The sequence below is a fragment of the Verticiella alkaliphila genome (assembly GCF_018904615.1).
GTDB lineage: Bacteria > Pseudomonadota > Gammaproteobacteria > Burkholderiales > Burkholderiaceae_B > Verticiella > Verticiella alkaliphila.
The window spans coordinates 55,236-76,212 of the sequence record NZ_JADCNH010000024.1; the positions used below are offsets into that span (position 1 = coordinate 55,236).

Sequence of the window (20,977 nt, forward strand, 5' to 3'; positions counted from 1 at the left end):
AGGCCAGGTCCGATGAGGTCACTCGAAGACGATGTTGTTGTCGCGGATGGTCGTCACCCAGCCGTCGTAGCGTTCACGAAAGAAGGTGGTGAACTGCTGGGGTGACATGCCGTAGCCTTCAAAGCCCTGCTCGGCCAGCTGACGGCGCACCTCGGGGTCGGACAGCGTCTTTTGCAGGGCCTCGCTCAGCGTGGCCGTGACATCGGCCGGCATGCCCGCCGGACCGAAGAAGCCCGCCCATGGCAGGATGGTGATCTGGTCCACGCCCACTTCCGATGCCGTGGGCACGTCCGGCAGCAGCGGGCTGCGTTCGGGCTGCAACGTGAAGAGCGCGCGCGCCCGGCCATCCTTCACGAGACTCGGGGCCGAGGTGCCCGTCGTGAAGAGCAGATTCACCCGCCCTGACATGAGATCGGTGAGCGCCGGCACGTCGCCCTTGTAGCGCACGTTCAACGCCTTGGCGTCGGCCTTGGCGAGCAGCTGCACCATCGCAAGCTCGGACGCGCTGTTGCTGGAGGCCGAGTTGAGCTTGCCCGGGTTGGCCTTGGCAAAGGCGAGCAGCTCATCCACGGTCTTCACCGGCAATTGCGGGTTGACCACAAGGAACATCGAGAACTGCCCCGCCGAGCTGATCGGCGTGAAGTCCTTGAACGGGTCGTAGTTGACGACGGCGTCGCTGCGGCTGGGCATGGCCACCATGGCCGAATTCGTCCCGAGCACGAAGGTGTAGCCATCCGGGTCCGCCTTGGCGACGGTGTTGGCCGCAATGGTGCTGTCCGCCCCAGGGCGGTTCTCCACCACGACCTGCTGTCGGATCTGTCGCCCGAGCCCTTGCGCGATCACCCGCGCCAGGACGTCGGCTGCCCGCCCGGGGCAAAGCCCACCACCATGCGCAGCGGTCGATCAGGATAGGCCGCGGCTGCCGGCGCGGCCGCCACGGCACACAGCGCCAGCGCGGCACCCATGCGAAACCAGGTTGTCATGCGAGTCTCCTCCCGCCGTGTCGGCGATGTCGTTGGAATCGTGGCGCGCAGGTTCGAGCGCTCGCCGGCACGCGGCGCGTCGTCACGTGCCGGCCAAGGTACCGTCAGGACTTTCCGGCCAGCACGGCGCCTTGCGGCAATGGCCCGACATTTGCGCGATACAGCCTGAGCCACCCGGCGTCATGCAAGGGAGCCGGCTTGCGCCAGGCTTCACGGCGTGCCGCGAGCGTCGCCTCGTCCACATGCAGGTGCAGATCGCGCGTGTCGAGATCGATGCTGATGCTGTCGCCCTCCTCCACCAGCGCGAGCGGTCCGCCCACGGCGGCCTCGGGCGAGACCTCGGCCACGACCAGCCCCTTACACACCAAGCCAGACAGATGGCCGTCGGTGAGCATCGCCACCTCGTCGCCAAGGCCAGCCCCATCGATGCCGAAGACCACGCGCGAGGCGCCCCCGCCCATGGCGGGGCCGCCGCGCACGCCGGCGCCGCGCATGACCACGACGTGACCGGGCTGGATGCGCTTGTCGCGCAGGGCCTGCAGCGCGGCATCCGAGGTGTCGAAACAGATCGCAGGGCCAGTGAAGCGCCGGTTCTTGCGCACGATGATGCCGGTCTTGACGATGCCGGATTCCGGCGCGAGATTGCCGCGCAGCACCACGATGGCCGGCAGGCGCGCCACCGGATCGCTCATCGGACGGATCACGCGGGGATCGGCCACCTGGACGCTTGCCAGGTGCTCGGCCACGCGCTGGCCTGTCACCGTGAACGCATCGGTGTCGAGCAGCGGCTCGAGCTGCTTCATGAGGGCGCGACAGCCGCCGGCGGCTTCGAAGGCCTCGATGACCTCTTCGCCCACTGGCCGCACCGCCGACAGCACGGGCACCTCGGCCGCACAGGTCTCGAAAAGCCGGTAGATGTCCACCTCGCTGCCTGCTTCCGTGGCCACGGCCTGCATGTGCTTGACGGTATTGACGGACCCGCCCACGGCGAGGATCACCCGCACCGCATTGGCGAAAGCGCCCGGGCTCAGGATGTCGCGAGGCTTCAGATCGTCCCACACCATCTGCACGATGCGCGCGCCGGCGCGGCGCACCGTGTCCATCATGGCAGCACTGTTGGCGGCCACAGGGGTGCTGCCCGGCAAGGCCATGCCCAGCGCCTCGCACACCATGTGCATGGAGTTGGCCGTGCCCAGGCCCGAGCACACGCCCGGCCCGCGAATCGCCTCGCGGCTCATGCCCACCACCTCATCGATCGGCACATTGCCCGTCACGGCATGCATGGACTTGATGAAGACGTCCTCAATGTCGACGTGCGCGCCACGGTACTCCCCGCTCGGCTGGTAGCCACAGGCCACCACCAGACTCGGAATGTTCAGCCGTGCCGCGGCCATCAGTTGCCCGGGCACGGTCTTGTCGCACGACGCGAGGCACACCATGCCATCGAGCTGCGCGCCTTCGACGGCGACCTCGATGTCGTTGGCGATGAGATCGCGCGCGGCCAGCATGTAGGCGCCGCGCGCGCCCGCCCCGGTGATGAAGTCACTTGGCGCGGCCGTGCGGATCTCGAAGGGGACAGCACCCGCATCCCGGATGGCCTGCTTCATGGCTGCGGCCACGCCATCGAGATGGCTGAAGCAGCTCGCGAGCTCCGATGAGCTGTTGACGATGGCGATCTTGGGCTTCTCGCAATCTTCCTCGGACAGGCCGAGCGCCTGCCACTGGGCATTGCGCACCGCCCACAGATACGAGCCGCGCGGGAAGTTGCTGCGCAGACGGCGGGTCATGGGTGTCTCCTTCGGCATGCGGTCGCGCGCAGGATCGGCGACCGTCGTTGTGAAGGCATTCTGCGACCAGGCTTCCAACGGTGTCAACGAAATTATGAAATGTCATTTCATAATTCTCAGTATGCGGCCGGCATGCCGCACAGAGTTGTTGCACACTTCCGTCCATGGCTTCGCGCCATGCATGTCGACAACAACGAGGAGACACACGATGTACTACGAACCCGGCAACACGGACCACGGCCTCCCCTTCAATCCCTTCAAATCCTGCGTGGTGCCCCGCCCCATCGGGTGGATCTCGACCCTGGACGCCAACGGGGTTGCCAATCTGGCCCCCTACAGCCAGTTCCAGAACATCACGTTCGATCCGCCCATCGTGATGTTCTCCGCGAACCAGGACATCCATGGCGAGCGCAAGGACACCACGGTGCATGCGGAGCGCGAGGGCAGCTTCGTGTGGAACATGGCCACCTACGATCTGCGCGAGGCGGTCAACCTCACGGCGCAATCGTTGCCCCGGGGCCAGGACGAGTTTGCGCATGCCGGCCTGGAGAAGGCGCCGTCGCGCCTGGTACGCCCGTGGCGCGTGGCCGCCTCGCCGGTGCAGTTCGAATGCGAATACCTGCAGACGGTGCGGCTGCCGGGCAATCCGCCCATGGGCACGGTGGACGTAGTGTTCGGGCGTGTCGTCGCCATCCACATCGCCGACGATGCGATCACCGACGGCAAGCTCGACATCGCACGCATCAAGCCGCTAGCACGACTGGGCTACTTTGATTACACGTACGTGGACAAGACCTTCACGATGCGCGTGCCGAATGCGGGCAATGGGGGCGGGATGGAAGGCTCTCCCGAGAAGGTAGCCGAGGCCGCGCTGGCCAAGGCGGCGCGCGCCTGACAGCAGCCATGCACTCACCTGCATAACGCCGACCAGGGGTCATGCAGAATATTGCACAGCCCGACAAAAGGGACGACACTCCTTGCGGCACCGTCGAGATGCCAACGATAACAAGGAGACCGCATGCCTTCGACCGCTTACCTGGCACTCCCTCTGGGACTCGCCGCCACCCTGCTCGCCGCCTGCGGCGGCGGTGGTGACCACCACGAGGACGCCCCGCCCTCGCCCGCTGCCCTGCGGCTTGCGTGCCCCGCCCTCACCACCGCGACGATTGACCCCACCGCCATCGGGCTGCCGTCCGGACGCGGGCGGGTCACGGCGCGACGGTGGTGCCCGCCAGTGCGACGGCGCCGGCGCACTGCCAGGTGCGTGGCGAACTCGCTGCCCTCACTGCCGGCGCCGACCCGATCCGCTTCCAGCTGAATCTTCCTTTCGACTGGAATCGCAAGGCGCTGATGGTGGGCGGCGGTGGCTTCAACGGCTCGCTCGTGGATGCGATGGCGCCTTTGCGCGACGCCGCCGCAGGGCAAGCCCTGCCGATCGCGCAGGGCTTTGCCACCTTCGGCACGGATTCGGGCCATGACGCCACGAGCTACAACGCCACGGATCCGGCACGCTTTGCCCTGAACGACGAGATGCTGGAGAACTTCGCACACGCGTCCTACAAGAAAACACGCGATGCGGCCCATGTCGTCATGACCCGCTACTACGGCCAGGCACCGGATCGCCAGTACTTCTACGGCGGCTCCGAAGGCGGGCGCGAAGGCCTGACGATGGCGCAGCGCTACCCGACGGATTTCGACGGCATCGTCTCCATCGTGCCGGTGATCCACTGGTCTGGCCTCTTCAACAGCTTTCTTGCCTTCTCACGCCCGCAGGCCCAGGGCGGTGCGCTGTCCAGCGCGCAGATCGATGCAATCGCGCGCACGGTCAACACGGTGTGCGACAGTCTGGACGGGCTCGCCGATGGCGTCATCAACAACACGGCGGCTTGCGCCCAGCGCATGGACCTGAACCTGCTGGCCTGCCCGCAGGCGCCGGCGGCGACCTGCCTGTCACCTGCGCAGATGGCCACGGTACGCGCGGTCTATGCACCGACGCCGCTGTCCTTCGCCCAGGCGAACGGGCTCACGTCGTATCCGGCGCGCCTCTTCGGCGGCGAGATCCAGCCGGGCGGAGAAGGCCTGGCGCGCTGGGTCACGACGGGTCGGGCACCCACGAGCCCCACGCCGCTCGCCACCGACGCACGCGGCTGGATCTATGGCAACAGCTACGCGCGCTACCTGATCGCGCAGGACCCTGCCATCGATCCGCTCACGATGGATCTGTCCGCGTATGCGCCGCGGCTGCGCGAGATCTCGGCGCTGATGGATTCCACCAATCCGGACCTCTCGGCGTTCCATGCGGCCGGCGGCAAGCTGATCCTGCGCGAGAACGCGGGCGACATGGCGCAGAGCGCGGCTGCCGGTATCGACTACGTCGCCGCCGTGCGCGAACGTCTGGGCAGTGCCCGCACGGACGACTTCCTGCGGCTGTACGTGTCCCCGGCCTCGTCGCACGGTGGCAGCGCCGCCAGCCTCACCGATGGGCGCACGATCCCGACGAACATCGACCTGCTGTCCGTGCTGGATGACTGGGTGGAAGACGGCACGGCGCCCGGCGATCTGGTGCAGGTTTCAAGAGCCGCCCAGGCGCCGCACGCGATCACCGCATCGCGTCCGCTGTGCCAGTACCCGGGGTATCCGCACTACCGCGGTGGCGATGTCCAGGCGGCCAGCAGCTACGCCTGCCAGGCACCGGCAACCCGTTGAGGAAAGCCCCCACCTCTGGGTGGGGGCATGATGGCCCTAGGCGGCGGCTTCGTCGTTGTCCGCCGCGGCCAGGGCCACGCGCGTGGGCTGCGAGCGCACCAGCTTGTCGAGCAACTCGGCGAGCAGGAGCCGCTCCCCCGGCGTGAGCACGGACAGCACGGCATCGTCCGCGCCCTGGGACAGGCGCTCGGCTTCGGTCGCGAGTTCGCGACCGGCGTCGGTGAGCTGGATGTGGTGCGCGCGCCGGTCCGTCTCGCTGCGCTCACGGACCAGCAGCTTGCGGCCCTGCAGCCGATCCAGGATCACTGCGAGCCCCGGCGGGGAGACATCCAGCGCCCGGCACAGGGCCTTCTGCGTGACGTCTGGATTGCCCAGCAGCAGCACGAGGATCGTGAAATCCACGGGCCGCAGCTTGAGGGGCTTCATGCGCGCGTGAAAGGCGCGCCGCAGGCGGGCATCGGCCAGCGACGTCTTGAGCCCCATGAGGTGCTCGAGACGGGAGAAGTCGAGCCCGGCGGCGTCCTGGTTCGGCATTGTCGGCGCTCTCCTTACGGCTCGATCTTCCAGTCGCCATTGACGACCTTCATCATCACGCCCGTGTCAGGGCCGAAACCCCAGTGATCCGTGGGCGTGTAGTTGAAGGTGCCCTGGGACACGGTGATCGGGCCGGCCTGCTCCAGCGCGTCGCGCAGGGCGGCGCGGAACTCGGGCGTGCCGGGCTTGGCCTTCTCCAGCGCCATGGGCACCACCTTCTCGAGCACGATGAGCGCATCGTAGGTGTGCGCGCCGAACTGGTTGCGCGTACCCTGACCGAACTTGGCTTCGTACTTCTGGATGTAGTCCATGCCGAGCTGCTTGGACGGATGGCTGTCCGGCAGCGCATCGGCCACCACGGCCGGGCCGGTCACCACGTAGCCGCCCTCGACCGCGCTGCCGCCCACGCGCATCAGATCCCGCGATGCCGCCGAGTGCGTCTGGTAGATCTTGCCCTTGTAGCCACGTTCGACCATGGCGCGGTGCGGCATGGCCGCGCCACTGCCCGAGGCCACGACGAGCACGGCATCCGGACTGGCCATGTTGAGCTTGAGTGCCTGCGCGCTCACGCTGGTGTCCGCGCGCGCGAAGCGCTCGGTGGCCACGACCTCGATGCCGGCGGCCTTGGCGACAGCGGTGAAATCCTTCAGCCAGGATTCGCCGTAGGCATCCGAGTAGCCCAGAAACCCCACCGTCTTCACGCCCTGCGCCTTCATGTGATCGACGATGGCATGCGCCATCACTTCGGTCGAGTGCACGAGGCGGAAGGTCCATTTGTCGGCGCCCGGCGCCATCACGACGGGCGACTCGGCAAGCTGAACGATCTTGGCCTCGGCCGCGACCTGCGCGATGGCAATGCCCACGGGCGTGGCGGCCGAGCCGATGATGAGATCGGCCTTGTCCTGATCGACCAGGCGGCGTGCGTTCTTGGTGCCCTGGGCGGCATCGGACGCATCGTCCAGGATCACCAGGCGGACTTTCTGCCCAGCGATCTCGCTGGGCCACAGCTCGAACCCGTTGCGGCACGGAATGCCCAGGCCCGAGGCCGGGCCGGTCAGCGGCAGGCTCACGCCGATGGTGATCTCGGCGAATGCCGCCTGCTGCAGAGCGAACGTGAGCGTGGTGACGGCAAACGCCGATCCAACGATCTTCTTGATGCGCATGAGGTGTCTCCTTGCCTTTCTTTGGTGGGCGCTTGAGCGCTTTTCTCGTGGTGGACGGTCAGGGGTCAACGACAGATCCGGGCTCGCGGCTGCGGGCCCTCAGCTGCACTTGGCGCGGATGTCCTCCGGCACCGGGATCGCACGCATGCGGCCGGCCTCGGCATCATGCGCGACGAAGGCACGCACTTCCGTGCCCTCGCACAATACGTCATCGCCACGGCGCACGACGTGCTTGTGCACAAAGGTTTTTGCGCGCCACTCCTCGACGGTGGTGTGCACCTCGATGGTCTCGCCGTAGGTGGCCGTCTTCATGAACTTCGTGCTGATCTCGAGCACGGGCGTGCCCATGATGCCGGTGGTCTTGCCGAGTTCGCGCCAGGGCGGCACGCCGTTCTGCATGAAGAAGTTCAGCGAAGCGGCGTCCATCCAGCGCAGGAAGTTCGGAAAGAAGACGATGCCGGCGGGATCGCAATCGCCGAACTGGATGGTGACGGGGTGAATGACGGTCTTGGCCATGGTGGTGTCTTGTCACGGCGGCGCAGTACGCCGCCTGGTGTTCAGGAAAAGTCGGGGTTCTCGATGAGCAGCGCCATGCCCTGGCCACCGCCGATGCAGGCCGAGGCCACGCCGTAGCGCTGGTTGCGCCGGCGCAGCTCGCGCGCGACGGACAGCGTCAGACGCATGCCGGTGGCGGCCAGCGGGTGGCCGAGCGCGATCGCGCCGCCGTTCACGTTGAGCTTGTCGCGGTCCAGGCCGAGCTCCTTTTCGACCGCGACGATCTGGGCGCCCTGGGCCTCGTTGATCTCGAAGAGGGCGACGTCCTGCAGAGCCACGCCCGCGCGCTCAAGCACGGCGCGGATGGCAGGTGCCGGACCGATGCCCATGATCTCGGGTGGAACGCCGGCCGCGGCTGCGGCGACGAGGCGGGCGAGCGGCTTGATGCCCTTGCCCTTCACGTACGCGCCTGCGGCCACCACGGCGCCAGCGGCACCATCGACCAGCGCGGAGCTGTTGCCGGCCGTCTGCACGCCACCGGGATACACCGGACGCAGGCGCGCGAGGGCTTCGAGCGGCGAGGGGCGCGGATGGTTGTCCGCATCCACGCGTTCGATCTTGCGCGGCAGCTGGATGCCACGGTCGTGATAGCCCTCGAGCGCGAAGGTCTCGTTCGTGACCGGCACGATCTCCTCGGCCAGCCGACCGGCGGCCTGGGCCGCGAGCGCGCGCTCGAAGGATTGCGCTGCGTACGCATCCACCGTCTCGCGGGTGATGCCGTACTTCTTGGCGAGATTCTCGGCCGTCTGGATCATGGACACGTCGGCCGCCGGATCATCCAGGGCTTCCCAGAGGAAATCCTTGAACTCGACCGGCGCGCCGAGCTTGAACCCCGTCCGATGCGTATAGGCCGCGATGGGGTTGCGCGTCATGGATTCCGTGCCGACTGCCAGCACCACGTCCGCGTAGCCGCGCACGATGTCGTCGCCCGCCTGCCGAATGATTTCGAAGCCGCTGCCGCAGATGCGCTGCACGTTGGCAGCCGGGGTGCCGATCGGCACGCCAGCGTAGAGTCCTACGTGACGCGGCAGCATGTAGGCGTCGAAGCTTGCCTGCGCCATCGAGGCCGTGACCACGGAGCCTACGTCGGCACCGGGCACGCCAGCGCGTTCGAGCGCGGCGCGCGCGGCCTTGATGCCCATGTCGATGGGCGAGAGATCACCGAAGGCGCCGCAGTAATCGACGAACGGCGTGCGGGCCCCCTCGACGATCCAGACGTCGTCGAAGGTGGCGGAAAAACGGGATTGGCTCATGTCGGTTCCTCAGGCGCTCGGACGCGCCGGCAACAGCAGGGCAGGATGGGATTCGTCATACAGGGCATCGACCAACGCGGCGCGGCGGGCGAGCACCGCGCGCTGGTTGACCGAGCCCTTGTCGGTCATTTCGCCGTGGTCCACGGAGGGCATGTCCTCCACGATCACGGCACGGGCGATACGGCTCGCGCTGCCCGTGCCCTCGGCCCAGAGCCGATTGACGAGCTGCTGGAAGAAGTCGCGCACGGCCGGTGCGGCGGCCACCTCGCTCAGCGGGGCCGAGGCTGCCAGGCCCGCGAGCTCGCGGCAGGCGTCGGGCCGCGGGAAGAACAGCACGCCGATGTCGTCGCGGTTGAGCCCGGCGATCACCACGTCGGTGAGGTAATCCCCACTCGCTGCGAGGATACGCGCGCGCAACGGCCCGACGGACACGAAGGTGCCGGTGGACAGCTTGAAGTCCTCCGCGATGCGCCCATCGAAGGCAAAGCCGATCTCGCGCTTGGCCGGATCGATGTAGCGCGCGGCATCCCCAGAACAGAAGAAGCCCTCGTCGTCGAAGGACTCGGCCGTCTGCTCGGGAGCACGCCAATAACCCGGGGTGACGTTGGGGCCGCGATAGCGCACCTCCATCTTGCCCTCCACGGACACGAGCTTGACCTCGAGCCCGGGGGCGGGCAACCCGAGCACGCCCGAGAACACGGTGCCACCATTGGCGCACAGGGCAAAGGGCGACGTCTCCGTCATGCCCAGGCCCGTGAGCAGACGGATGCGCTCACCGCAATGCTGCTCGCAGGCGCGGTCCAGCCGATTCCAGACCTGGGGGGAGAGCCCGGCGCCGGAGAAGAAGATGGCCTGCACGCGCGAGAGGAAGCGGTCCGCCAGCGGCTTGTCGGTTTCCATCGCCACGGCGATCTCCTCCAGCCCCTTGGGCACGTTGAAGTAGATCGTGGGCGCGATCTCGCGCAGGTTGCGCAAGGTCTCGCCGATGCCTTGCGGCGTGGGCTTGCCGTCGTCGATGTAGAGCGTGCCGCCGTTGTACAGGATGATGCCGATGTTGTGGTTGGCGCCGAACGTGTGATTCCAGGGCAGCCAGTCCACCAGCACGGGCGGCTCCTCCGCCAGGAACGGCAGGCATTGCACCAGCATCTGCTGGTTGCTGCACAGCATGCGCTGGGTGTTGATCACCGCCTTGGGCATCTTGGTGGAGCCAGAGGTGAAGAGGAACTTCGCGATGGTGTCCGGGCCGACCTTCGCGTGCGCCGCCTCCACCGCGGGCGTGGCCTGCGTCTCGCGCAAGTCGCCGAATGACGTCACCGCGCGCCCGGGCAGCGAACCGGTCACGGCGACCACCTCCACGTCGGGTGCGAACACTTGCGCGATGGCGTCGGCATAGGGGGCCGTGTCATCCACGAAGACCAGGCCCGGGGTCAGCGTGGCCACGATGTGGCGCAGCTTCACGAAATCCTTGGACACCGTGGAGTACGCAGGCGAGATCGGGGCGAACGGAATGCCGGCGAGCATCGCGCCCAGGCCGAGCTCGAAGTGCTCCAGGCCGTTACCGCACAGGATCATGACCGGCCGCTCAGCGGACAGGCCGCGATCCAGCAACGCCTGGGCAATGCGACGCGCGCGCGCGAGCGCCTCGGCCCAGGTGAGTTCCACCCACTCGCCGTCGGCGCCGCGGCGCGCCATGATGACGCGATCGCCGTGAGCCTGCGCCCCTGCAATCAGCCGATCCGTCAGGCGCGCCGGGTACTCGCCGAGCGGCTCGGCCGAGCGCACGAGCAGGCTGCCATCCTCACGGTCTTCGAAGAACGCCTTGAGCGAGCCGCCCAGGCGCACTGCGCGGTAGCTCGGCGACACGGCGCTGTCGGTCTGTACTGTCATCTCTGTCTACCTCACCCCATCCGGCGCGCAGCCGGCATGTGTCTGTGTGCGGCGCCTCTTGATGGGCGCACCTCGCGCGATTCGGACGTCAGGCCTTGACCTTGCCGGCCCGGCCTTCCAGGAAGGCCGTCATCCGGTCCTTGGCGGCCTGGTCGCCCTGGGCGATGGCGGCCATGAGCGATTCCATGAAGAGACCATCGGACTGGGACTGGTCTGCGATGCGCGGCAACGCATGCATGACGGCGAAGTTCGACAGCGGCGCGTTGCTCGCGATGCGCTCGGCCAATGCATGCGCCTTGGCGAGGCCTTCGCCGGGCTCGACGAGGTACTGGGCGAGACCCGTGGCCAGGCCCTCTTCCGACGACAGGATGCGGCCCGTGAGCATCATGTCGGCCATGCGCGACACGCCGATGAGACGCGGCACCCGCGCCGAGCCGCCGCCGCCCACGAACAGCCCGCGCTGGCCCTCGGGCAGGCCGAAATAGGTGGAGCGCTCGGCCACGCGGATGTGGCAGGCGCTCGCGAGCTCCAGCCCGCCGCCCACGACGGCGCCGTGCAGCACGGCGATCACGGGCACCTTGCCGAACTGGATCTGATCGAATGCGGCATGCCAGGAACGCGAGTGCACGATGCCCTCGGCCACGGTGCGGCTATGCAGCTCGGACAGGTCCAGGCCGGCGCAGAAGTGATCGCCCTCGGCGTGGATGATGGCGGCCCGCACGTGCTCGGGCAGGTTGATGAAGGTGGTGTGCAGCTCGGCGATCAGCGCGTCGTTGATCGCGTTGCGCTTGGCGGGACGCGCCAAGCGGATGACGGCCACGGGGCCCGAGGTATCGATGGCGAGCAGGCCGCCGGCATTGACTTGGCTCATGGGGCGATCCAGAAGACGAAGAGTTCTTGGTTAATTAATAGTATTAACTAACTACCGAACCACACCACTCGGTATTTACCCTAGCGCAAAGTGCGCCCTAGACGCCCTATTTGCGCAAGCCGACGGCTCCTGTATACCATCCGGATCCGCCCTCACTCGCGCCGGCGCCGCCCGCGTGTCAGAACTTCGAATCGGAGACATCATGAACAAACGCACCTTCACCAAGAGCCTGGCGCTGTGTGTGGCGCTGGGCTGGGCTGGCATCGCCAGCGCCCAGGACGCCCTGAAGATCGGCCTCATCCTGCCGATGACGGGTCCGTTCGCGTCCACGGGCCGCCAGATCGACGCCGCCGTGCGTCTGTACCAGCAGGAGCACGGCGACACGGTGGCCGGCCGCAAGGTGCAGGTGATCCTGAAGGACGATGCGGGCGTGGCCGACACCTCGCGCCGTCTGGCCCAGGAACTCGTCGTCAACGACAAGGTGGACGTGCTCGCGGGCTTCGGGCTCACGCCGCTCGCGCTCGCCGCCGCCCCGATCGCCACGCGCGGCAAGGTGCCGGCCGTGGTGATGGCCGCGGCCACTGCCACCATCACCGAGGCCTCGCCCTTCATCGTGCGCAGTGGCTTCACGCTGCCGCAGGTGACCGAGCCGATGGCGCAATGGGCTGCCCGCGAGAAGATCCAGCGCGTCGTGACCCTGGTGTCGGACTACGGTCCGGGCATCGATGCCGAGACGAGCTTCAAGTCCCGCTTTGCCAAGGATGGCGGCGAAGTCATCGCCTCCTTGCGTGTGCCACTGGCCAATCCGGACTTCGCCCCCTTCCTGCAGCGCGTGCGCGATGCCAAGCCGGACGCTGTCTTCGTCTTCGTGCCGTCGGGCGTGGGCTCGGCCTTCATGAAGCAGTTCGCGAGCCGTGGCCTGGCCGATGCGGGCATCCGTCTCATCGTGACGGGCGACGTGACCGACGACGATCTGCTCAACGGCATGGGCGACGTGGCGCTGGGCGTGGTGAGCTCGCACCACTACTCGGCTGCCCATGATTCAGACCTGAACCGCAAGTATGTGGCGGGCATGCGCCAGCTGGCGAACCTTCGCCCGAACTTCCACAGCGTGGGCGGCTACGACGGCATGCACCTCATCTATCAGGCCGCCGAGAAGGCCGGCAGCAAGGCCGATGGCGCCGCCCTGGTCGAGGCCATGAAGGGCATGGCCTGGGAAAGCCCGCGCGGCCCGGTCAGCATCGATGCCGACACGCGCGACATCGTGCAGAACGTCTATATCCGCAAGGTCGAGCGCCAGGATGGCGAGCTCTACAACGTGGAATTCGAGACCTTCGAGGCCGTCAAGGATCCGGTCAAGGCTGCCAAGGCGGCATCGTAACCACGGGGCGCTCAGGCCATGCTGACCATTCTCTTCGACGGCATCGCGTACGGCATGCTGCTGTTCCTGCTGGCATGCGGCCTCGCGGTCACGCTCGGCCTGATGAACTTCGCCAACCTCGCCCATGGTGCGTTCGCCATGGCGGGGGGCTATCTCACCGCGGTGCTCACCAGCCGCATGGGCGTGCCCTTTCTGGCCACCCTGCCGCTGGCGTTCCTCTTCTCGGCGCTGCTCGGGGCCATCCTCGAGCCGACCTTGTACCGCCATTTGTACCGCCGCTCGCACCTGGATCAGGTGCTGTTCTCCATCGGTCTCGTCTTCATGGCCGTGGCGGCAGTGGACTACGTGTTCGGCGCCTCGCAGCAGTTCGTGCGCATGCCGGATTGGCTCTCGGGCCGCATCGAGATCGCGGGCGTCACGATCGGCGTGTATCGCCTCTTCATCATCGCGGTGTGCGGGTTGCTTGCCGTGGCGCTGCAGCTGGTGCTCACGCGCTCGCGCTTCGGCAGCCGCCTGCGCGCGGCCGTGGATGATCCGCGCGTGGCAGGCGGGCTGGGCATCAACGTCAACCGCATCTTCCTCACCACCTTCGCCTTTGGCTCGGGCCTGGCGGGGCTGGGTGGCGCGCTGGGTGCCGAGTTGCTCGGCCTGGATCCCGGCTTTCCGTTCAAGTTCATGATCTACTTCCTGGTCGTGGTGGCCGTGGGCGGCACCTCGTCCATCGCCGGCCCGCTCGCGGCCTCGCTGCTGCTGGGCATCGCGGACGTGGCGGGCAAGTACTACATCCCGCAGTTCGGCGCCTTCATCATCTACGCCCTCATGATCGTCGTGCTGCTCTGGCGGCCTCAGGGCCTCTTCGTGCGTGGAGGTGCGCGATGACCCGCCCCGGCCTGCTGCCGGCCGCGCGCATTCGCTCGGCCGAGATCCTCTTCTGGGTGTGCGCCCTGGGCGCCCTCATCTTCCTGCCGCAGTACGCGGCGCTCTGGACCGAGATCGCCACGCTCGCGCTCTTCGCGCTGTCGCTGGACCTGATCCTGGGCTATGGCGGCATCGTGTCGCTGGGCCACGCGGCCTTCTTCGGCTTCGGTGCCTATGCGGCTGGCATCTTCGCCATCCACGTGTCACCGGATCCGCTCACCGGGCTCGTCGTGGCCACGCTGGGCGCCGCCCTGCTGGGCGCACTCACCAGCGTGATCGTGCTGCGCGGCACCGATCTCACGCGGTTGATGGTGACGCTGGCCGTCGCGTCCATCCTCTTCGAGCTCGCCAACCGTTTCAGCAGCCTCACGGGCGGCGCGGATGGCCTGCAAGGCGTGTTCATGGATCCGCTGCTGGGCCGATTCGAATTCGATCTCGCCGGCGTGGTCGGCAGCTGGTATGCGTTTGCCCTGCTCTTCATCCTCTTTCTCATCGCGCGCCGGCTGGTGCACTCGCCTTTCGGCGTGGGTCTGAAGGCGATTCGCGACAACCGCCTGCGCGCCACGGCCATCGGCATCCCCGTGAACCGTCGCCTCGCGGCGGTCTACACGCTGGCGGCGGCCTATGCCGGCGTCGCGGGCGCGCTGCTCACGCAGACGACGGGCTTCGCCTCCCTGGACGTGCTGTCCTTCCAGCGCTCGGCCGACGTGCTCCTCGCCCTCGTCCTGGGGGGCACGGGCTACCTCTACGGCGGCCTCATCGGCGCCGTCATCTTCAAGATCATGCACGACGTGCTCTCGGCGCTGACGCCGCAGTACTGGCAGTTCTGGATGGGCTTCGCCCTGGTCGTCATCGTGATGGTGGGCCGTGAGCGGATGTACGATGCCGTCACCCGCACCGTGCGCCGCCTGATTACTGCACGCGGAGGCCGGCCATGAGCGACGCCCGCAGCCCCGCTCTGCAGACGCAAGGCCTCGTCAAGCGCTTCGGCGGCATCGTCGCCACCAACGACGTCAATCTCACCATCGAGCGCGGTGCCCGTCACGCGCTGATCGGGCCGAACGGCGCCGGCAAGACGACGCTCGTGAACCTGCTCACCGGCGTGCTCACGCCGACCGCAGGCAGCATCCTGCTCGAAGGCCAGGACATCACGCGACTGCCCGCGCACCGGCGCGCCGGGCGCGGCCTGATGCGCACCTTCCAGATCAACCAGCTCTTCGGCACCTTGACGCCGCTGGAGACCATCAGCCTGGTCATCGCCCAGCGCGAGAGCGACGGCGCACGCTGGTGGCGGCCGCTGGACGCCTCGGCCGAGCGACGCGACGAAGCCGCCGCCCTGCTCGAACGGCTGCATCTGGGCGACGTGCTGCAACGCGAGACGGCCGTGTTGCCCTATGGCAAGCGGCGTCTGCTGGAGATCGCCGTCGCGCTCGCCGGCAGGCCGCGCGTGCTGCTGCTGGACGAACCGGTGGCCGGCGTGCCGGCAGGTGAATCGCGCGAGATCCTGGATACGCTCGCCGCGCTGCCGGCGGACGTCACCGTGGTCCTGATCGAGCACGACATGGACCTCGTGTTCCGATTTGCCACCCGCATGTCGGTGCTGGTCAACGGCGCCGTGTTCGTCGAGGGCGAACCGGACGCCATCGCGCGCGACACCCGCGTGCGCGACGTCTACCTGGGGCAGGCCCATGTCTGAACTGCTGCGTCTGGAAGGCGTGAGTGCCGGCTACGGCGAAGCCATCGTCATCGAAGATGTCGCGTTCCACCTGGAGGCGGGCCGCTCGCTCGCGCTGCTGGGGCGCAACGGCACCGGCAAGACGACGCTGCTCAACACGCTGGTGGGCGCGACCCGCCAGCGCGGCGGACGCATCGTCTGGAAGGGTCAGGACATCACCGGTCTGCGTCCCGATCAGCGCGCCGCCGCCGGCATCGGCTGGGTGCCGCAGGAGCGCAACATCTTCAAGTCGCTCACCGTGACGGAGAACCTGACGGCCGTGGCGCGCCCCGGCGCGTGGACGCCGGCCCGGGTGCTCCAGCAGTTCCCGCGGCTGGCTGAGCGCCGCCACAACCTGGGCGACCAGCTCTCCGGCGGCGAGCGCCAGATGCTGGCCGTGGGCCGCGCCCTGGTGTTGAACCCGAGCCTGCTGTTGCTGGACGAGCCGCTCGAAGGGCTGGCACCCATCATCGTCGAGGAGTTGCTCGCAGCGATCCGCCGCATCGTGCGCGACGAGGGGCTGTCCGCCATCATCGTGGAGCAGAACGCCATGAAGATTCTCGACATCACCGACGAGGCCGTGGTGCTGGAACGCGGCCGCGTGGCGCTCACCGGCAGCAGCGAGCGCCTGCGTGCCGAGCCTGATCGCCTGGACCGCTACCTCGCGGTATCGCGCGACACCGCATGATCCGCATCACGCCCACGCTGAGCCTGGACGAGGCCGAGATCCAGGAGACCTTCGTGCGCGCGGCCGGCCCGGGCGGCCAGCACGTGAACAAGTCCTCCACCGCGGTGCAATTGCGCTTCGACGCACGACGATCACGCAGCCTGCCGCCGGACGTCGCCGAGCGGCTGATCGCGCTGGCGGGCCAGCGCGCCACGCAGGACGGCGTGCTCGTCATCACCGCCCAGAACCACCGCAGCCAGCGCCTGAACCGCGATGAAGCCCTCAGCCGGCTGATCGCGCTCATCACCCGAGCCACGGTGAGGGCCACGCCTCGCGTGGCGACCCGCCCCACCGCCGGCTCGCGGCGACGCCGGCTGGACGGCAAGCGTCAACGCAGTGAGGTGAAATCGCTGCGGGGCAAGATCAGCGACTGACGGCAGGCGGGCGCGTCAGCCCAGTACCCAGCGATCCCGCCCCGCGTGCTTGGCCTGATAGAGCGCCGTGTCAGCCCGTTTGACGAGCCGCTCCGGGTCTGGATGGCCATCGTATGCCGCCGCGCCCAGGCTGATGGTGACGCGCAGCATCTCGCCGCTCGGCAGGCGGAACTCGGAACCCGCCACGCGCTGGCGGATTTTCTCGGCCAGGTCCGCCAGCACCGGTTGCCCGGCATCCACCAGCACCAGCAGGAACTCTTCGCCCCCATAGCGAAAGACGTAGTCGCCGGCTCGACAGGCATCCTGCAGCTGCTCGGCGATCTGCCGCAGCACGGCGTCACCGCCGTCATGCCCGTGGCGATCGTTGATCGCCTTGAAATGATCCACGTCCACGAGCAGCACCGAGAACGTGCCCTGCCCGCTGCCGGCCAGCCCCATCTCGCGCGACAGCACCGACGGCAGGAAGCGCCGATTCAGCAACTGCGTGAGCGGATCGCGCCCGCCGTCCACGGCCGCCACCCGATCGAACAAGGCCATCAGCAGGAACTTGGCGTTGGCCACCTGGTGCTGGAAGGCCTGCACGGCCTCAGCCAGCGCCCCCGGCTCGGCACCACTGGCGCTGGCCGCCAGACGGGGCAGCCAGGTGCGATCGATCTCGCCCAGCGCGGCGAGCAGGGTCGGCAGCTCGGGCGCCCCATCGAACATCGCGCTGCCCTTGTGGTGCATCCACATGCCGAAGTCCGAACTGCGCACGCGCGGCAACACGGTGCGCCGCTCCACAACGTGCAAATCCAGGAGCACTGCCTGCACCCATTCCGTGAGGCCGGCTCGCTGCCGCTCGCGTTCGGTGGACACGTTCTGCCCGAGCGAGAAGAGTCGATAGGCTTCGTCCGCGCGCACGCCGCGCTTGGCGTCACGCAGATAGGCCGCGCTCATCACCTCCAGCGCCAGATCGAAGAGCCCGCCCAGATACTGCTGACCATGCGACAAGGGATCCCGCGCCAGCGTGCTCGCACGCAGATGCTCGCTGATGGCGTCCTTCAGGATGCGCGCGCCGCGCGAGACGAGCGGGATCGGCACGAGCAACCGCGCATGGACCTCGCCCACGTGGTGCTGCGTGCGGGCAAGGCGCGCCACATCCGGCGTCTCGTGCGCGGGCTGGCAGAAGAGCTCGCGCAGCCAGCGCTGCAGGCTGCCGTGCAGATGCGTAGCCACCTTGTCGTGCGAGAGTAACCGGCTGGCCTGCGTGTCGCCCAGCAGCGAGGTGTAGAAGCGCGTGGCGAGATCGCCGGCATGCGCATCCACGATGGCGCTCACGGTTTCGCGCACCAGCGGCGCCGTGCCTTCGTACAGACGGTGCCAGGCGGCGGCATCGGTGAAGGTCGAATCGGCGGCGGGGTCGGGCGAATCAGGGCGGGACGTCATGGGGCAGGCGCGGGCGCGCGACGCGCCAAGGACGGGAAAGCGGGCGATTATCGCCCACATCCCCGCCCCGGCCCGGGCCTACGGCGTCACGCAGGCAAAGTTGGCCGCGTCCTCCAGGCTGCCCGTGCCGCGATAGCGCGCCTGCTGGGGGTAAGGACACAACGGGCGGGTGCGGCCCGCCCATGCGGCTGCGTCCGGGTTGTCGGCGCGCGCCGTGGCGATCACGCGGTCTGGCGCCTTGCCCTCCTCCACCCAGGCCACCAGCGCATCGAGCATCGGGAACTGGTCGGTGGCCGGCCCGCCCGAGCAGTGGTTCATGCCGGGAATGGTGAAGAGCCGCGCGAACTGCGCCGTCGCCATACCATGGCGGCGCTGCAGGTCCTCATACCAGCGGATGCTGTCGTTCACGGAGAACACCGGGTCGCTGTCACCGTGATAGACGATCATCTTGCCGCCTTTCGCCTTGAACGCGTCGAAGCCGTCAGCCGATGGCGGCGACATGAACTGCATCGACGATTCCCGATAGGTCGGTGTCGTGGCGAAGATACCCGGCGCGTCGCGATCGAAGTCAAAGCCCAGCAGGTACTGCAGCACGCCGTTGTTCTCAGCCGTGACGGCCGTGGGTGGCGTCATGAAGATGTAGGGCAGCGCGCCACCGCCCAGCGTCGCGATCAGAGAATTGGGGGCTGCCGTGGGCGACGTGCCGAGCTTCCAGACACGCCAGCCCATCGTGGCCACGCCCGCATCGAAGGGCCAGTCCGCATACAGCGCTTGCCCGGCGCTGTTGCTTGGGCCAGCAAAGATGCGCGTGAGCGCGGTGACCTGCGCCGGCTGCAGGCAGCTCGTGGTCTGCCCGGGCGCGCACGTGAGCGAGGCCGGATCGAAGGTCGAGCGGCAGGCCGGCGCGTTGTGGATCATGCCGTCAACGGCACCATCGAGGGCATCGCAGGCGCCCACCACGGCATCGGCCACGAGCTGCATGTCAGCCTGGGTGAAGGCCTGGGACAGGATGGGCGCGCCGGCCGCATCGCGCGGCGCCACGCTCGCCAGCGCCTGGACGTCCCACGCATGCTGCACGCCCGCCTGCGGCAGATGCGTGCCCGGGTTGCCGGCGATGACACCATCGAACTCGGCGGCGAACCGCCCGGCCGCGACCTGGGCTTGCCGCCCTCCATTGGAACAGCCAACGAAGTAGCTGTGCTCGGGCGCTCTGCCGTAGACCCGATCGATGAGCGTCTTGCCCATGCGCGTGACCTGGCCGACGGCGTTGTAGCCGTAATCGATGCGGGCCTGCGGATCCAGACCGAAGAGCGCGCCGCCCACGACGGGCGCGGCCTCGGAGGTATGCCCACCATCCGTGCTGAAGACGGCGTAGCCCTTGGCAAGTGCCGTGGTGGTGTTGCCGGCCCCGGGCAGGCTGCCCACCGCGGGCTGGATGACGCCATCCGTGCCGCCGCCGCCCTGGAAGTAGAAGCGACCATTCCAGTCGGTGGGCAGCCGGGCTTCGAAGCCGATGCCATAAGGTTTGCCATCGGTGCCGGTGCGCTCGTCCAAGTATCCGCGCACCCGGCAGTGCGCTGGCGTGCCCGTCACACCGGCGACGCTCTCGCGGGTGGTGATGCGCAGATTGCCCATGCCCAGGGCATCCCCGCTGATGTCCGCGCACGCGAGCAACGGGTCAGGTCCATCGTCCGATCCGCCACACGCCGCCAGGATGCCCAGACCGCCCACAACCGCCACTGCCCCCGCCCATCGCGTTCGCCGCATCGTTGTCTCCCGTCATGATCTTGTGGTGTGTGACCGAGGCCACGTCAAGACACTACTGCGACGGCGAACGCTTGTCTTTCGGGCTTATCCCTAGACATCGCCAGTGCTGCGCGCTACGCAACACCCGCGATGATTACTTCGCGTGATGAATCAAAGCGACGTGTCGAGTGCGCGCGGCTCCACGCCCAGATCGCGCCAGGCGGGTGCGTGGCAGGTGAAGATGAGCACCTGGTGACGCGAGGCCGCATCGAAGATCGCACGCTTCATCCAGCCCAGCCGCTCGGCGTCGCTGTGCACCAGCGCATCGTCCAGGATGACGAGCGTCGGCCGACCGGCCTCGCGCAGCACGTCGGCGTAGGCGAGTCGCGCGAGGATGCCAAGCTGCTCCTGCGTGCCGTGACTCAACGATTCGATCGCGCCATCCACGTCGCCTCGACGCAGGGCCGCCGGCGCGAATCCGTCGTCCAGCGCCAGGCGGGCGTTCGGGAACACCATGCCGGCGTAATGGGCCAGGCGCTGTGTGAGCGGTGCGAGCAGCCGCTGCGTGGCCGCATCGCGCCGCTCGCGCAGCAGGACGAGCAGGAGTTCGAGCGCAGCGGCCCGTGCGGCCAGGCCGTCGCTGCGGCGCGCCCATCGTTCGGCGGTGGCCTCGGCCTGCGCGAGACTCTCGCCCAGCCCCTGCGCACCGGCCTCGTCCAGCCGCCCCTGCAACAACAGCATGTCGCGTTGACGCGCCTGAAAGGCGTCCCGGGCGATGCGCGCGGAGCGCTCGAAGCGTTCGATGTCCTGCTGGATGAGCTCGGGTCGGTGCTCCGCCAGACGCGCGTGCGCGGTGAGGACGCTGCGCTCCAGCTCCGCGCGTTGCGCACGCGATTCGGTGGAGCCGACGCGCCCCGCTCGGCGCCGCGCGCTGCACGCCGGATTGCTGGCTG

At 68.3% G+C, this 20,977-nt stretch carries 20 protein-coding genes; 8 read left to right on the forward strand and 12 right to left on the reverse strand.

Annotated features, from left to right (window positions below):
- Window positions 1-18: 18 nt before the first annotated feature.
- The 3 genes from IMZ29_RS15255 to ilvD all read right to left on the reverse strand — a co-directional run bounded on the left by IMZ29_RS15255 (window position 19) and on the right by ilvD (window position 2,770).
- Window positions 19-801, reverse strand: a complete 783-nt coding sequence (locus IMZ29_RS15255) for a Bug family tripartite tricarboxylate transporter substrate binding protein (RefSeq protein WP_371820298.1) — start codon at window positions 799-801, stop codon at window positions 19-21.
- A 38-nt stretch (window positions 802-839) separates the two neighbouring features.
- Window positions 840-983, reverse strand: coding sequence for a hypothetical protein (locus IMZ29_RS22835; protein ID WP_253207161.1), 144 nt, complete (start codon window positions 981-983; stop codon window positions 840-842).
- A 104-nt stretch (window positions 984-1,087) separates the two neighbouring features.
- Window positions 1,088-2,770: a dihydroxy-acid dehydratase gene (ilvD, locus tag IMZ29_RS15260; RefSeq protein WP_216185646.1), complete on the reverse strand. Its 1,683-nt coding sequence runs from the start codon at window positions 2,768-2,770 to the stop codon at window positions 1,088-1,090.
- A 208-nt stretch (window positions 2,771-2,978) separates the two neighbouring features.
- Here ilvD and IMZ29_RS15265 point away from each other — a divergent pair, with 208 nt between their 5' ends.
- Together IMZ29_RS15265 and IMZ29_RS15270 are read left to right on the forward strand one after the other, a co-directional pair.
- Window positions 2,979-3,665 (forward strand): flavin reductase family protein, encoded by a 687-nt coding sequence (locus IMZ29_RS15265; RefSeq protein WP_216185648.1) that lies wholly within the window; start codon window positions 2,979-2,981, stop codon window positions 3,663-3,665.
- Window positions 3,666-3,994: 329 nt separating this feature from the next.
- Window positions 3,995-5,476 carry a tannase/feruloyl esterase family alpha/beta hydrolase gene (locus tag IMZ29_RS15270; RefSeq protein ID WP_216185650.1) on the forward strand — a complete coding sequence of 494 codons (1,482 nt, stop codon included), beginning with the start codon at window positions 3,995-3,997 and terminating at the stop codon, window positions 5,474-5,476.
- Between the two features lie 36 nt (window positions 5,477-5,512).
- Here IMZ29_RS15270 and IMZ29_RS15275 read toward each other — a convergent pair whose 3' ends face one another.
- The 6 genes from IMZ29_RS15275 to IMZ29_RS15300 form a co-directional block, all read right to left on the reverse strand.
- Window positions 5,513-6,010, reverse strand: coding sequence for a MarR family winged helix-turn-helix transcriptional regulator (locus IMZ29_RS15275; protein WP_216185652.1), 498 nt, complete (start codon window positions 6,008-6,010; stop codon window positions 5,513-5,515).
- 14 nt (window positions 6,011-6,024) lie between these two features.
- Window positions 6,025-7,173, reverse strand: coding sequence for an ABC transporter substrate-binding protein (locus tag IMZ29_RS15280; RefSeq protein WP_216185654.1), 1,149 nt, complete (start codon window positions 7,171-7,173; stop codon window positions 6,025-6,027).
- Window positions 7,174-7,272: 99 nt separating this feature from the next.
- The gene (locus IMZ29_RS15285) at window positions 7,273-7,689 is read right to left on the reverse strand and encodes an acyl-CoA thioesterase (RefSeq protein WP_216185656.1); all 417 of its coding nucleotides are present in this window, start codon (window positions 7,687-7,689) and stop codon (window positions 7,273-7,275) included.
- A 41-nt stretch (window positions 7,690-7,730) separates the two neighbouring features.
- Entirely contained in the window at window positions 7,731-8,981 is a 1,251-nt protein-coding gene (locus IMZ29_RS15290; protein ID WP_216185659.1) for a thiolase family protein, read from the reverse strand.
- Between the two features lie 9 nt (window positions 8,982-8,990).
- A complete protein-coding gene (locus tag IMZ29_RS15295; protein ID WP_216185660.1) occupies window positions 8,991-10,868 on the reverse strand; it encodes a feruloyl-CoA synthase in 1,878 nt (625 codons plus the stop codon).
- Window positions 10,869-10,956: 88 nt separating this feature from the next.
- The gene (locus tag IMZ29_RS15300) at window positions 10,957-11,739 is read right to left on the reverse strand and encodes a crotonase/enoyl-CoA hydratase family protein (RefSeq protein WP_216185662.1); all 783 of its coding nucleotides are present in this window, start codon (window positions 11,737-11,739) and stop codon (window positions 10,957-10,959) included.
- Window positions 11,740-11,941: 202 nt separating this feature from the next.
- Between IMZ29_RS15300 and IMZ29_RS15305 the strand changes: the two genes are divergently transcribed.
- Genes IMZ29_RS15305 through arfB form a run of 6 tightly spaced genes read left to right on the forward strand, consistent with a single transcriptional unit; the run spans window position 11,942 to window position 16,853 of the window.
- Window positions 11,942-13,120, forward strand: a complete 1,179-nt coding sequence (locus tag IMZ29_RS15305; RefSeq protein ID WP_216185663.1) for an ABC transporter substrate-binding protein — start codon at window positions 11,942-11,944, stop codon at window positions 13,118-13,120.
- Between the two features lie 18 nt (window positions 13,121-13,138).
- Window positions 13,139-13,999 carry a branched-chain amino acid ABC transporter permease gene (locus IMZ29_RS15310; RefSeq protein ID WP_216185665.1) on the forward strand — a complete coding sequence of 287 codons (861 nt, stop codon included), beginning with the start codon at window positions 13,139-13,141 and terminating at the stop codon, window positions 13,997-13,999.
- Entirely contained in the window at window positions 13,996-14,976 is a 981-nt protein-coding gene (locus IMZ29_RS15315; protein WP_216185667.1) for a branched-chain amino acid ABC transporter permease, read from the forward strand. Before IMZ29_RS15310 ends, IMZ29_RS15315 begins: the two co-directional genes overlap by 4 nt.
- Window positions 14,973-15,734: an ABC transporter ATP-binding protein gene (locus IMZ29_RS15320; RefSeq protein WP_216185669.1), complete on the forward strand. Its 762-nt coding sequence runs from the start codon at window positions 14,973-14,975 to the stop codon at window positions 15,732-15,734. Before IMZ29_RS15315 ends, IMZ29_RS15320 begins: the two co-directional genes overlap by 4 nt.
- Window positions 15,727-16,440 carry an ABC transporter ATP-binding protein gene (locus IMZ29_RS15325; RefSeq protein ID WP_216185671.1) on the forward strand — a complete coding sequence of 238 codons (714 nt, stop codon included), beginning with the start codon at window positions 15,727-15,729 and terminating at the stop codon, window positions 16,438-16,440. The genes IMZ29_RS15320 and IMZ29_RS15325 overlap by 8 nt, the downstream gene beginning before the upstream one ends.
- Window positions 16,437-16,853 carry an alternative ribosome rescue aminoacyl-tRNA hydrolase ArfB gene (arfB, locus tag IMZ29_RS15330; protein ID WP_216185673.1) on the forward strand — a complete coding sequence of 139 codons (417 nt, stop codon included), beginning with the start codon at window positions 16,437-16,439 and terminating at the stop codon, window positions 16,851-16,853. The genes IMZ29_RS15325 and arfB overlap by 4 nt, the downstream gene beginning before the upstream one ends.
- A 15-nt stretch (window positions 16,854-16,868) precedes the next feature.
- On the opposite strand, the gene IMZ29_RS15335 is transcribed toward arfB, so the two are convergent.
- The 3 genes from IMZ29_RS15335 to IMZ29_RS15345 all read right to left on the reverse strand — a co-directional run.
- Window positions 16,869-18,278 (reverse strand): diguanylate cyclase, encoded by a 1,410-nt coding sequence (locus tag IMZ29_RS15335; RefSeq protein ID WP_216185675.1) that lies wholly within the window; start codon window positions 18,276-18,278, stop codon window positions 16,869-16,871.
- Between the two features lie 78 nt (window positions 18,279-18,356).
- Window positions 18,357-20,045 (reverse strand): tannase/feruloyl esterase family alpha/beta hydrolase, encoded by a 1,689-nt coding sequence (locus IMZ29_RS15340; RefSeq protein WP_216185677.1) that lies wholly within the window; start codon window positions 20,043-20,045, stop codon window positions 18,357-18,359.
- Window positions 20,046-20,195: 150 nt separating this feature from the next.
- Window positions 20,196-20,977 (reverse strand): ATP-binding protein (locus IMZ29_RS15345; RefSeq protein WP_371820300.1); only part of this gene is annotated, 782 nt, incomplete at its 5' end.